We start from the raw sequence: 11,856 nt of genomic DNA on the forward strand, positions 1-11,856 counted from the left end.
TCCCTAAATCTCAGGCTGCGCCGTCTCGTCGCGGCCGTCAGTACGGCCTCGATGTGCGCTGTGCTCACACCGGCCACCACCATGGCAGGAACCACCACCCCGGCCATCATCGCGAATACGGCCAAGGCGGCCTTGTCTTGTGTGTCGTACTCCGTCGAGGGCGTGTGCTTTTTCTTGAGCTGCGGCTGGACCGGATGCTGGATTCGGACCTCGATCAAGATCTCCCACTATGTGCCAGATGTGGTGGTCAGCACCTACAACGAACCGCTGCGCCACCCTTGGACCGACATCGGCACGGTCGTGGCCACCACGTTGACAACGGCTGGATCTGCACTGACAGGACGGCTGCTGGACTCGTCCGCCGGCGGCCTGGACAGCAACTCAGCCATGGCGAACTTCAAAGGGGCGGATGCCATAGGCAATCCTGCCGGCATGTTTGCCAGCATGCTCGCGTCTGGCGGCATGTTCACAATGCCTAAGTCCATCGCATTTCCCACGGTTAGCGAGTTGGCCAAGTTTCCCTCGAAGGAGCTACCCAATATTGGGCGCCAGTGGACCCAAGTGCCTGCCAGCATTGCAGAAACTGTGGCATCTGATGCCAAGGGTCTGTTGAGCTCGGAATCATTGCTGGCCAGCCTTGGAACGATCCTCAAGACCATCGAGGGCGTGAAGCAGGTGATGGAGATCGCCGAGACCGTGCAGCAGATCCAGGCGGGCATCGCCGGTCTGCAGCAGCTCTCCGAAATTCTCTCGGGCAGCACCGGAGGTGCCCTCTTCTGTCCTGGCGGAGCCAGCTATTTCAACCTGCACTTCCAAAGCGAGCTCGATGCGCCTTTCTGGCGCGGCATCGTGCCTGTGGAAATGATCTATCCGCAGGCCTGGGTACCCGGACTGGGCGAGATCGGCTCAGGCTATACGCAGACCTGGGGCAACCTGTACCCACGTACCGGAGAAATCATCCAGTCGCACCCCGTGAAGGCTTCTGCAGTGCTAGCTGAGCGTGTCGCCTCGATCATCTACAAGGAAGCTCAGCCTCACATCTACTCGCGCGTCCAGCCCTCCGGGGGCTATCGCTACTTCAACTATGGCGAGAAGCGCAAATGGCAGATGTTGTATCCGCAGGCTTGGTCCGGGTGCCAGCAATTCGGCCAGAACGACTCGCTGTCGCTGACTTCGTTCGGGGATGGAGCCACCAGCTCCGATGACGGCTACGCCTGGAACCTTTGGCAAAAGTACACCTGCTGCCGGCGTCGTGGTGTGTATCTCTACTCCGTGCCCTGACCTCCCACTCCAATTTCACTATGACAATCGCACACTCCTCTTCTCTGCGCTTCAAGCGGATCTGCGCGGCCGTGACCTTGGCCTGCGTGCTGGCTCCCTCGGTCGTGACACCTGCGGCCGCCCAGACGATTACCTCGTCGGGTCTCTACTATCGGATGGGCGGGGGCTCGCCGATCAGCGCTGCCCCCCATCGCAGCGCCTTATCGATGCAGTTGGGTGCCGGCGTCCGCGCGAACTATTCCTGCGGGAAGTTTGACATCGGGCTCTCGTGGTCGGATCTCATGAATAGCATCCAGAACCTGGGTGCGACGATTACCGGGGCCGTGCAAGCCGGTATCTCGGCCCTGCCGCTGTATTTCCTCCAGCGCGCGCAGCCAGGCCTCTATCAGCTCTTCCAAAACTTCAGCCAGAAGGCGGATCTGCTGGTCTCTGCATCGCTGAAGACCTGTGAGGACATGGAGGCGATGATCAAGAATGGCCAGGACCCTTATGAGGAGTACATAGCCCTGGCCAAGGGCGATGCCTGGAAGGTCAAGGCCAATACGGGCGGCAGCGTAGTCAATGCCAAGCTCGATATCAACAAGAACGAGGCGGGCCAGCGTGCCGGATTGCCATGGGTATTTGGCAGCCGAGCCGGGGGTGCTGGGACCCCTCCTATCCAGCCAATCCGCGACCTGGCCGTCGCCGGCTACAACGTCACCATCAACAAGGCAGCCAACTCCCTGTCGACGGCGAACTACGGCAGCTCCTCGCTGGCATCGACGCGCCTGGTCCAGGCCTTCAAGACCCCGGACGATCTGGCTCGCTGGAGTGCCGAAGTCCTTGGCGATCAGAAAATCTATATGTGCACCCAAGGCTCCGATTGCCCGAGCCCCACCATCACCTCGACGGCGACCGGCCTGGCCCCGAAATTTGAGCGCGAGCTGGACGAGGTACTGCCCACGATGCGAAATATGGGCTTCAGCACTTCAAGCAGCCATGCCGACCTGGCCAAAGTCAGCGCTCCCGGCATGGCCGTGAGCCCACAGCTGATGGACGCCGTGCGCAAGCTGCCGACTGATGTGCGGTCTGTGGCCATTAACCGCCTGGCCCAGGAGGTTGCGGTCTACAAGACCATCGATAAGGCATTGATCGCGCGTAACGCGCTGATCTCTGGCATGAGCCTGCCCGAGGCCACAGGCGCTGCTCCCGTTAGATCCGAGGTACAGACGAAGATTGACCGCCTGACTCAGTACATCAACGACATGATGTTTGAGTTCCGCATACGGAAAGAAATGACCGGCGAGACAGCTTTGTCGATTATGGGCAACCAGCAGCAAGCCGGGGCCGCGTCGATGGATGTGCAAGGCGGCACGCGTGCAGATCCTGCGCCGTTGGTCGACGGACGTGTGAGCACAAGATGACCGGCACCGAAAAAGTCGAGGAAGCGTCTCAGCCGGTTCCAAAGCGTAAGGGGCGGCTTCGTCGTTGGCTGCCCTGGCTCATCTACGGTGCCTTGATCGTTTTGATTGGCGGCACCTTGTTAACCTGGCTGCTCAAGCTGGAGCCCTCACAGGTCGTCTCTGTCTCAGCATGGTTTCGCAAGGGCGCGCAACTCGGGACGCTTACTCAGACCGCACTGTGCAGCTGGGTGATTGTCAGTTGGCGTCCGATCGTGGCCTGGGGATTCAGACGCGGCTACGTGGCCAAGCATGAGCTGCGGGCGGTGCTGGCTATGCGCTGGCGCGTTGCCGGCATGCTGACGATGTACCTGGCACTCGTGCCAATAGGCGCGGGCAATATTGCCCGATTCATCATGGGCCTTATCTCCTGATCGATATGCAGCTCGATAGCTATCTTGAACTTTTTACGACGCTCTACGGCTGGGCATTCGCCAACCTTCTCGGCGAAATTTTGACCGGAACCGGCCTGGCCGCCCTGCCCTTCGCGCTCATCGTGTTTAGCGCGTGGCATAGCGCTAAAGAAGAAGGCGCAGGGTTTAACGGCGTGCTGGCTCTCATCGAGTCCATACAGACCAAGCTGATTACAGCATTGCTGGTTATGGCCCTGTGCTTCGCCACCACGCCTCTCACCTCGCTGCACAACATCAATCTCAGCTACAAGCCAGAGCGAGCTGCAGATGGTTCTGAGCCTCAGGTCGTGTCGACCCAAGGTGGGACGAACTCGGGCTACGACCGAGCGATGGCCGACGCGGTGAATGGGTCTTTTGCCCGATCGGGAAACCTGTCCTATGTCCCCTTGTGGTGGTACAGCGTCATGGGGCTGTCCTCTGGCATCAATGGCGCTTTTCGGGCGGGTATGACCAGCTCTGAGCGCGATCTGCGCGTCGTAGCAGATCTGGCCAGGATGGCCACAATTGAAGATCCGGCTCTGTTGCACGATGTGCAGCGCTTCTACAGCGAGTGCTTTGTGCCGGCACGGAGCCAGTATTTCTCGATGGACAAGAATCAGATCTCAGCAAATGGCCGAGGCATTCTCGCTGAGGGGAGCATCTATGGCCCTACGGATGTGGACTGGGTGGGCAGCCAGTTTTTCCGAACAGAGCCCGGTTTCTATGACGTGATGCGCTCATATAACCCGGTGCCTGGCTGGAGCATCGACTTCAATCGCGATAGCGAATACATGCAAGGCGGCGCTTCGGATCAGGGCTTTATGAACCCGGACTGGGGGCGCCCAACCTGCAAGCAATGGTGGGAAGCTGACGCTGCTACAGGAGGAGTACGTGAGCGCCTCACCAGCAACACCTCGACATGGCGGAGTCTCTTGCAAGTCGCCCAAAACACTATCACGTTCAGTTCGACAGATGAGGCCAAGGATGCCATGGCAAAGCTCGCTTTTGAGAAGGCCAACCCGACATTTGTTAGTCCTGACAAGATGCTGGGCGACGACTATGGCAAGGGCACGAACGCGTGGCGTACCGTCACAGGGGGGATTAGTACCATCGGGGTGGGTAAACAGGCATTTGAATCCTCACTCGGCATGGTCCCATTGTTGAATATGCTTCCCATGCTCCAAGCACTTGTACTGATGGCGTTGTATATGTTCCTGCCATTTATCGTAGTCATTAGTTGCTACGATTTAAAAGTGATGGTGATTGGTGGATTGGCAATATTCACGGTCAAGTTTTGGGCCGTCATGTGGTTTGTGGCTCGTTGGCTTGACGCTCATTTAATCGAGGCGATGTACCCAGGTTTGAGCGGATCTGCATTGATGCAAGAGATTACGCAAAGCGTGAGCTCAGGTCAGCCGCAGCTATATAAGCGCATGATTCTTAACACGTTATTGGCGCTGATGTTCATTGCGCTTCCATTCATTTGGAGCTCCATGATGGCGTGGGTCGGTTATCGACTTGGGTTTGAAAGTTCAACTCTCAATAAGGGAGAAAATCTTTCTTCCAACGCTGGCAAAGGCTCATCAATTAGACTGAAGCGCTGACGATGAGTTAGCGGTTTTCTTCTTCTGTGTAACGGTGCAGATCGGCCAAGCCTACCTCACCGTTGTACATTGCGGCATAGACATCGTTGACCGAGGTGATGATGGGGGCATCTTCTTCAGTCGCCTTTGGCGAAGTGAAGAAAGCCCAAGCAGCATTCCAGAGCGAACCAAGCACTAGACCGCCAACGATGAGGAAGACTCGCCAAAGCAGGCCGATGAGAGCGGTAAAGAGTTTGAGCATAGGGACTCCATCGAAGTGAAATGGATCTTCGTGGCTCCCTGTGCGATCGTGCATCGCACACGACCCAAATTGAGTGGCCTCCACATCCTTCTGGATGTGCGCCAAGCAGATCACATACCTGGCGAGTCCAAATCTTGGCCGTTAAAGCGCAAGCGTGTCAGATGGTAACGGGTTCCATGACTGATGTAAAGGTGAACTAAGCACCGGCAATCTCCACTGGGCCAATCCCGAGGTAGACCTGCGTACCTGCTATATCGGTGACCGACCAGCGGTCATTGTCCAACTGAGTGACTTGGTAATTTTCAGCGGTCAGCGGCAGGCCCATTTCTTCTTGGTAGCCCAGCCATGTCTCATAGCGTAGTACAGCTGAAGGAACGAATGTGCTTGTATCTGCTTTGATTTTCATGAGTTCTCGATCATGCACCGTAGGTGCTGTGAAGCGACTTAGCCATAGCGAATGAGTGTAGATTGACGGAAGTATTTCTCATATGGTTATCGCTCGTAACCCTTACTTTTCGTTTTATTCACTTCATTCTCGATAGATTTTTCGAGGGTTTGAATTTCCCTCTCCGCTGCTAGTTCCACCTCGGAGATAGATCGCTGTAGATCTCGAATGTCATCGAAAACAACAGCAGCTCTCAAACCTTCGGCATCAATGGAAACGGCAAGTCCGCCACACGTTCCGTTTGACACTTTCGTTAACTGGTCGACGTAATATTTAAATTGTTCGTGATCCACACCAATTTCAGTTGACGGAGTACTAATATAGTCCAAGCAAAATTTACCATCGCCGATCCAGTTATGATTTGTTGCTGGCTTGATAATAATGTCAATATATGGTAAAAATGCAAGACATTTCTTTTTACTATCGGAATATTCGCTGGCAACGCTCAAGAAATGGCAGCGTTTTGAAATATCATTGAAATTTGAATCTTTGAAAGATTCCAATTTATCCCGGAGAGATTTTTTACTTGCCTTGGTTTTTTCGCCAGCAATTTCTTTAAACTCTCTTTTGAACTCAATAATAATATTCCGTCCTCCTACAGAGGTCAAAAGGTCACCAATGGTTTTTTCGCCTTTTCGTGTTTGCTGATATAGCTCGATACCGACCGCAGTTTTTGCCCCTTTTGAGACTGCACTGAACATGTAGCCAAGGGTAAAGAGAAAGGTTCCGATGTAGACATTTTCGTAGGTAGGTTTCACTTTATCTCCTGGGGTATGAGGCAAACCAGAGATCATGCCCGAAGGATGGGGTTCCCTGGGGAAGTTCCGGTTCCAATTGGCGCTCACCTGAACTCCCTGCTTTCCGTTGTGAGCCGTCCTAGTAGGTGAGACAGGTCCGCCAGCCGCTCGGCGATCAGATTGCATACCTGACCCTGCCGCTGCCAGCGACCTTCCACGGCCAGCAGGCGCGACCCTAGTAGCACCTGGCGCTGTTCATCGCGCACATCGCGCCACACAATGACCTGTGTGCAGCCTTCTTCGTCCTCCAGGGAGACAAAAACCGTGCCGTTGGCCGTGCCTGGCTGTTGCCTCAGCGTCACGATGCCGGCAGTTCGCACCCGCTCGCCGCTGACGACCGTGCGCAGCTGCCTGGAAGTCTTCAGCTTGTACTTGTTCAGCCGCGGCCGCAGAAGGTGCATGGGGTGACTGCGCAGCGTCAGGCCTGTCGAGGCGAAGTCCCATAGCACTTCCTCTCCTTCCGGCGCTGCCGGCAGTTCAAGGAAAGCTTCGTCAACGGTGGCCACCTCCAGCAGCTCGGGCGTGGCGTGCATGGCTGCGGCATCCCACACCTGTTGGCGACGGTGCCCAGATAGCGTGGCCAGGGCACCTGCAGCGGCTAGAACCTTCATCTCGTGTTGCTGTAGACGCACACGCATGGCAAGTTGCTCAGCGGTGTCGAACGGTGCTCGATGACGCTCCTGTGCAATACGCTGCGCGCTGGTGCTGCGCAGGCTGGAGATAAGGCGCAGGCCAAGCCGAACAGCTGGCTTGGATTCGATGTCTTCGATCGTACAGTCCACCTCGCTGTGCATCACGTCGACGGGCCGTACTTCGACGCCGTGGCGGCGCGCGTCCTGGACCAGCTGGCTGGCGGAATAGAACCCCAGCGGCTGACTGTTGAGCATGGCCGCAAGGAATGCGGCAGGCTCATGGCGCTTGATCCAGCAGCTGGCATAGACCAGCAGAGCGAAGCTGGCCGCGTGACTTTCTGGGAACCCATATTCGCTGAAACCTTTGATCTGCTCAAAAATTTGCTCTGCGAACTCGCGCTCGTAGCCGCGTGAGGTCATGCCGTGCACGATCTTGTCGTAATACTTTTCGAGGCCACCTTTGCGCTTCCAGGCTGCCATGGCTCGGCGCAGACCATCGGCCTCGCCTGCAGTGAAACCTGCCGCAAGCATGGCCACCTGCATGACCTGCTCCTGAAACACGGGCACGCCCAAGGTGCGGCCCAAGGCCTCCTTTAGCGCTTCGCTCGGGTAGCTCACGGGGTCAATGCCCTGACGTCGGCGCAAATACGGGTGCACCATGCCGCCCTGAATCGGGCCAGGCCGCACGATGGCCACCTCGATCACCAGGTCGTAGAAGCGCCTGGGTTTTAAGCGTGGCAGCATCGTCATCTGCGCGCGGCTCTCGATCTGGAACACGCCAACCGTGTCTGCACGGCAAATCATGTCGTAGGTAGCCTTGTCCTCTGCAGGAATGTCCTGCATCGAAAAATTGAACCCACGGCGCCGACTGATGAACTCCAATGCTCGGCGGATGGCCGACAGCATACCCAGGGCCAACACATCAACCTTGAGCAGGCCTGCTGCATCCAAATCATCCTTGTCCCATTCGATCACTGTGCGATCCGGCATCGAGGCGTTTTCTACCGGCACCATCCTGCACAGCAGATCTCGCGTGAGCACGAAGCCGCCCGTGTGCTGGGAAAGATGCCGTGGGAAGCCGATCAGCTGCTCCGTCAACGTGATGAGCTGCTGCACGGCCAGCGAGCTCGTGTCCATGCCGAGCTCATCGAAACGCTCCTGACGAATGCTGCGGCCGTCAAACCACTGTTGCCCCTTGGCAATGGCGTCGACCACTTCGAGCTCGAAGCCCAAGGCCTTGCCCACATCGCGGATGGCGGATCGAGGCCGATAGGAAATGACGGCAGCCGTCAATGCAGCGCGGTCGCGGCCGTACTTCTGGTACAGGTACTGAATGACCTCTTCCCGGCGCTGGTGCTCAAAGTCGATATCGATATCGGGTGGCTCATTGCGCTCCCGGCTGATAAAACGCTCGAAGAGCACAGACATGCGCGCGGGATCTACCTCCGTAACGCCCAGGCAGTAGCAGACCACGCTGTTGGCTGCAGAGCCCCGGCCTTGACAGAGGATGTTGCGCGACCGGGCAAAGGCCACGATGTCATAGACCGTGAGGAAGTACGGTTCATACTTCAACTCGCAGATCAACTCCAGCTCGTGCTCGATCTGGTGCTGTACCTTCTCTGGGATACCGCCTGGCCAGCGCCGCCCTGCCCCTTCGTAGGTCGCCTGGCGCAAATAGCTGGCTGCCGAGTGCCCTGCAGGGACGACTTCATCAGGATATTGGTAGCGCAGCTCGTCCAGACTGAATTTGCAGCGTTCAGCGACCCTCAGCGTTTGAGCCAGCAGCTCGGCGGGGAATGTCTGAGCCAGCCGCAACCGGCTGCGCAAGTGCCGCTCCGCGCTGCGCTGGAGCGCATAGCCGCATTCAGTGAGCGGCTTGCCGACGCGTGTGGCCGTCAGCACGTCCTGCAGGGGCTTGCGCGAGCGCACATGCATGTGCACGTCGCCCACGGCCACGAGCGGCAATGCGGTTAGATCGGACAGCTCCCGCATGCGATGGAGCCACAGCTCATCATCCAGCCGGCGCACCAGATCCACGCCGATCCAGCAGCGGCCCGTGAAATGTGTCAAAGCCCAGCCGCCCATGGCTGCTAGCTGTGGGTCGGTCGCGCAGCGCTCTGGACACAGCAGCACCAGGTTGTCTCGAAGCTCCTTCCCGTCGATCTCATCGAGATCGAGCCGATAGGTCCCTTTTTCGGAAGAGCGGCGTAGCTTGGTGATGAACTGGCACAGGTTGCCGTAGCCGTTGAGATTCTGGGCCAGGACCACCAGGGTGAATCGTGCCTCGCTGCTATCACGCGGCTGGATGCTGAACTGTGCGCCCAGCAGCAGCTTTAAGCCCGCTTGTTTGGCTGCAACGTGTGCGCGCACCACGCCCGCCATCGAACACTCGTCTGTAATGGCCAGGGCGCTGTAGCCGAGCTCCTGAGCACGCTCTACGAGCTCCTCCGGTCGGCTGGCCCCACGCAGGAAGGTGAAATTGGAGATGCACCGCAGCTCCGTATAGGCAGGCAGGACGTTTTCCATGACGGCCGCTCTTTCTCAGGCGTAGTGCCCGTGCAGGAACCAGGCGGTTTGGTCGCCGGCGAGGCGTGCCTGGAAGATCCAGAGCAGACCTGCATGATCGCTGCGGGCAACCCAGTAGTCCCGCTGCACGTTCAGTGGGATTTCTTCGCCATTTCCCTCTTCATGGCCACGATGCCACCAGCCGCCCTCCACTCGATCAGGACCAAGCAGCAGCTGCAGGGTCCCTTGATAGATCGGGCGATTGGCGCGCTCTATCAGGCGTATGGGCTTGTCCAGCACCCAGCTGGGAAGCGGCAGCTCGTGCACAAGGTCGGACTTGGAAGCTCGGCGAGCTTCGGTCGAGCCCCACTCCTGCGTCCATTCGAGACGGTGATCGGCCGTCAGCTGTGGCCGACGCACCGCGCCATCACCCAGCCGTGCCTGGATTCGCTCTAGGGCCAACTTGGTGGATTGAGCTCTATTTGCAACCTCCGGGATCAGCGAGCGGCTTTCCTCAACAATGGGCTGCACCTCGGTAGCCAGGATCTCCAGCTCACCAGCTGGTGCGAGCAGCTCGACCTTGGCCAGATGCTCGCCGAGCAGCCGAGCGAAGTGCTCGACGTTCTGTGTTGGCTCCGCTGTACGGATGGTCAGTTCACCTCCGGTACCGGCATCGCGAGCACGCATGTCGTCATGACACCACCGCAATGTGAACGCAGTAGCTCCCAGCTGACGAGCTTTGAGCCAGCCTGCCATCTGCAGAAGCAGCCGCCGCGCCCCGAAAAGCATGGCAGGTGCCAGATCCACGCGACACATGAGCTCCAGCCGCGCTCGAAAGGTCTCAGGCACTGTCGCCCAGGCGTAAGCCTCCGGCCGTAGGCCATATGCGCGGTCCATTGCTTCAAGAAGCTCTTTGTCGAAGCGACGTACGATGCCGCCGCGCGGCAGCGCACGCACTTGACCAAGGGTTCTGCATCCAACCCTCGCCAGGGTCGGCTGATGCTTGGCCACCGCAGTGATTCGCTCCAGCAACAGCTGATCGAGCAGGCGCACTAACGGCTCGTGGAACCCATCGCTCACACCTTGTCGTGCCAACGCAAGCGCTGCCAGGCCTGTCGGTGCCCATGCAACGCTGGCTCCGAGTTCTCGCGCTCCAGACTCCACCAGCGAATGCAACGCCGCTGTACCGCCGAATAGCCGCATACTTGCCTCGACCTCCAGCAGTACGCCCTCTTCGACCATGGCCACGCGCGGCGTGAACTGCAAAGCCCAGACCGCTAACGACTGTAGATCAATGGGCGATGCGGAGCTTGGAAGCGATATGGGTATGAGAGCTGCCCAATGCATGGCGCACCTCCTGTGGAATGCTTGGCACTGGAATGCCAAGGTTGCGCATACGAGGCGGAATGATGGAATTTAGATTGCCTGGAACAGCATTCAGGTGCATTACTTCGACGGCAGCACCACCCCGGCGTTTGCGGATCTGCACATCAATGTCCCAGCCCTGGCCGAGAGACACAGAGAGCCGGAGCGGTGCCGGCGAGGCGTCGCGTAGGGCTGACTCGGGACGAATCAAGAACACTAGTGCATCGCATGCATGCGCGTGAACCTGCAGGCGGCGGATCTGGTCCTGCCTTGCTTGAGGAAGCCAGGCAATCACAGCACCGTCTGGCTCAGATTTAATGAGTTGCTCTGTGGCCCATAACCGTTCAGCCGGCCCCTGGGCATCAATCCAGACAAGTTGCTCTGGAGCTAGACCGAGCTGAGCAAGGCCCATTGCGAGTGGAGTCTTCGGAGGAGCAACCAGATAGACCCGACTACCCTTGTCCGCCAGCAGCTCAGGCAAGGCCGGCCCGAGCAACCGCCATTCACACAGTGCGGCCTGGGGCAACAGCAACTCGCTCAAGCCATGAGTCGGCCAGCCTCCACCGGGCAACGCGGCATTGAGCTCCGTAAAGCCAGTAGGGAAAGCTCTGCCGGTCGACCTTGCTACCTCTGTGCCGCGCCAAACCGCCTGCGCAAGATGCGACGGCAGATGCCAGCGGTCATAGTCACCGGGATCGTGTGTGATGGAGTGGGTTGCGGCATTCATGGCTTTTACCTGTATGGGCATACAGTATAAAAGCCTTGATGCAGATTTGCACCTGGATGTTGGCGTCGCTTAACCAGTGCTGCGGATTGAGGAGCAGCACTGCAGGTCTAGGTGCTGCCCGTGCGAGTTCAGGAGGCAGTGCATGGTGGCCTCTGCTTATCCGATGGGCAGGCAGGGCTTTACCTGCCGCTGATCAACTTATGGATGAGATCGCGCCTGTCTCCAATAGCCAGTGTATTAATCTGATCTTTGTTGGCTTGGTAGTGGGCAACAGCACGAGTAATTTCACCTTCGCTGACATCGCGGTGCAGTCGGTCCAGTCCACACCCAACAACGCAACCTATTTCGGTGTCGTAGCGTTCTATAAGCAAATCACGGTATTTAGTCATAAGGCAAACTCTCATCATCGAAGCGCTGCCGAAGCTTCG

General features: G+C 58.1%; 11 protein-coding genes. 4 read left to right on the plus strand and 7 right to left on the minus strand.

Annotated features, from left to right (window positions below):
- Positions 1 to 51: 51 nt before the first annotated feature.
- From O987_RS13925 to O987_RS13940, 4 genes are read left to right on the plus strand one after another with little or no spacing between them, the layout of a single operon-like run.
- On the plus strand, positions 52 to 1,281 hold the full coding sequence (locus tag O987_RS13925; protein ID WP_019042343.1) for a TraU family protein: 1,230 nt from the start codon (positions 52 to 54) through the stop codon (positions 1,279 to 1,281).
- Positions 1,282 to 1,301: 20 nt separating this feature from the next.
- Positions 1,302 to 2,684, plus strand: coding sequence for an integrating conjugative element protein (locus O987_RS13930; RefSeq protein WP_019042342.1), 1,383 nt, complete (start codon positions 1,302 to 1,304; stop codon positions 2,682 to 2,684).
- The gene (locus tag O987_RS13935) at positions 2,681 to 3,094 is read left to right on the plus strand and encodes a hypothetical protein (RefSeq protein WP_019042341.1); all 414 of its coding nucleotides are present in this window, start codon (positions 2,681 to 2,683) and stop codon (positions 3,092 to 3,094) included. The genes O987_RS13930 and O987_RS13935 overlap by 4 nt, the downstream gene beginning before the upstream one ends.
- 5 nt (positions 3,095 to 3,099) lie before the next feature.
- Positions 3,100 to 4,716, plus strand: a complete 1,617-nt coding sequence (locus tag O987_RS13940) for a conjugal transfer protein TraG N-terminal domain-containing protein (protein ID WP_019042340.1) — start codon at positions 3,100 to 3,102, stop codon at positions 4,714 to 4,716.
- A gap of 7 nt (positions 4,717 to 4,723) precedes the next feature.
- On the opposite strand, the gene O987_RS13945 is transcribed toward O987_RS13940, so the two are convergent.
- The 7 genes from O987_RS13945 to O987_RS13970 all read right to left on the minus strand — a co-directional run bounded on the left by O987_RS13945 (position 4,724) and on the right by O987_RS13970 (position 11,817).
- On the minus strand, positions 4,724 to 4,957 hold the full coding sequence (locus tag O987_RS13945) for a hypothetical protein (protein ID WP_230629839.1): 234 nt from the start codon (positions 4,955 to 4,957) through the stop codon (positions 4,724 to 4,726).
- Positions 4,958 to 5,153: 196 nt separating this feature from the next.
- The gene (locus tag O987_RS28810; RefSeq protein WP_034385147.1) at positions 5,154 to 5,363 is read right to left on the minus strand and encodes a hypothetical protein; all 210 of its coding nucleotides are present in this window, start codon (positions 5,361 to 5,363) and stop codon (positions 5,154 to 5,156) included.
- An 86-nt stretch (positions 5,364 to 5,449) separates the two neighbouring features.
- Complete coding sequence (locus O987_RS13950) at positions 5,450 to 6,160, minus strand: hypothetical protein (RefSeq protein ID WP_131326353.1); 711 nt, start codon at positions 6,158 to 6,160, stop codon at positions 5,450 to 5,452.
- Positions 6,161 to 6,243: 83 nt separating this feature from the next.
- Positions 6,244 to 9,357, minus strand: coding sequence for an error-prone DNA polymerase (locus O987_RS13955; RefSeq protein WP_019042336.1), 3,114 nt, complete (start codon positions 9,355 to 9,357; stop codon positions 6,244 to 6,246).
- 15 nt (positions 9,358 to 9,372) lie between these two features.
- Entirely contained in the window at positions 9,373 to 10,683 is a 1,311-nt protein-coding gene (locus tag O987_RS13960) for a Y-family DNA polymerase (protein WP_034356769.1), read from the minus strand.
- On the minus strand, positions 10,628 to 11,428 hold the full coding sequence (gene imuA / locus O987_RS13965; protein WP_122974731.1) for a translesion DNA synthesis-associated protein ImuA: 801 nt from the start codon (positions 11,426 to 11,428) through the stop codon (positions 10,628 to 10,630). Before imuA ends, O987_RS13960 begins: the two co-directional genes overlap by 56 nt.
- Positions 11,429 to 11,607: 179 nt before the next feature.
- Positions 11,608 to 11,817 carry a hypothetical protein gene (locus O987_RS13970; RefSeq protein WP_034356767.1) on the minus strand — a complete coding sequence of 70 codons (210 nt, stop codon included), beginning with the start codon at positions 11,815 to 11,817 and terminating at the stop codon, positions 11,608 to 11,610.
- Between the last annotated feature and the right edge of the window lie 39 nt (positions 11,818 to 11,856).

It is taken from the genome of Comamonas testosteroni TK102, assembly GCF_000739375.1.
Taxonomy (GTDB): domain Bacteria; phylum Pseudomonadota; class Gammaproteobacteria; order Burkholderiales; family Burkholderiaceae_C; genus Comamonas; species Comamonas brasiliensis.

Bases quoted from the DNA above. Each gene is read 5' to 3' on its own strand.
- O987_RS13925 (WP_019042343.1), top strand. From the start codon at position 52: ATGTGCGCTGTGCTCACACCGGCCACCACCATGGCAGGAACCACCACC.
- O987_RS13930 (WP_019042342.1), top strand. From the start codon at position 1,302: ATGACAATCGCACACTCCTCTTCTCTGCGCTTCAAGCGGATCTGCGCG.
- O987_RS13935 (WP_019042341.1), top strand. From the start codon at position 2,681: ATGACCGGCACCGAAAAAGTCGAGGAAGCGTCTCAGCCGGTTCCAAAG.
- O987_RS13940 (WP_019042340.1), top strand. From the start codon at position 3,100: ATGCAGCTCGATAGCTATCTTGAACTTTTTACGACGCTCTACGGCTGG.
- O987_RS13945 (WP_230629839.1), bottom strand. From the start codon at position 4,957: ATGCTCAAACTCTTTACCGCTCTCATCGGCCTGCTTTGGCGAGTCTTC.
- O987_RS28810 (WP_034385147.1), bottom strand. From the start codon at position 5,363: ATGAAAATCAAAGCAGATACAAGCACATTCGTTCCTTCAGCTGTACTA.
- O987_RS13955 (WP_019042336.1), bottom strand. From the start codon at position 9,357: ATGGAAAACGTCCTGCCTGCCTATACGGAGCTGCGGTGCATCTCCAAT.
- O987_RS13960 (WP_034356769.1), bottom strand. From the start codon at position 10,683: ATGCATTGGGCAGCTCTCATACCCATATCGCTTCCAAGCTCCGCATCG.
- imuA (WP_122974731.1), bottom strand. From the start codon at position 11,428: ATGAATGCCGCAACCCACTCCATCACACACGATCCCGGTGACTATGAC.
- O987_RS13970 (WP_034356767.1), bottom strand. From the start codon at position 11,817: ATGACTAAATACCGTGATTTGCTTATAGAACGCTACGACACCGAAATA.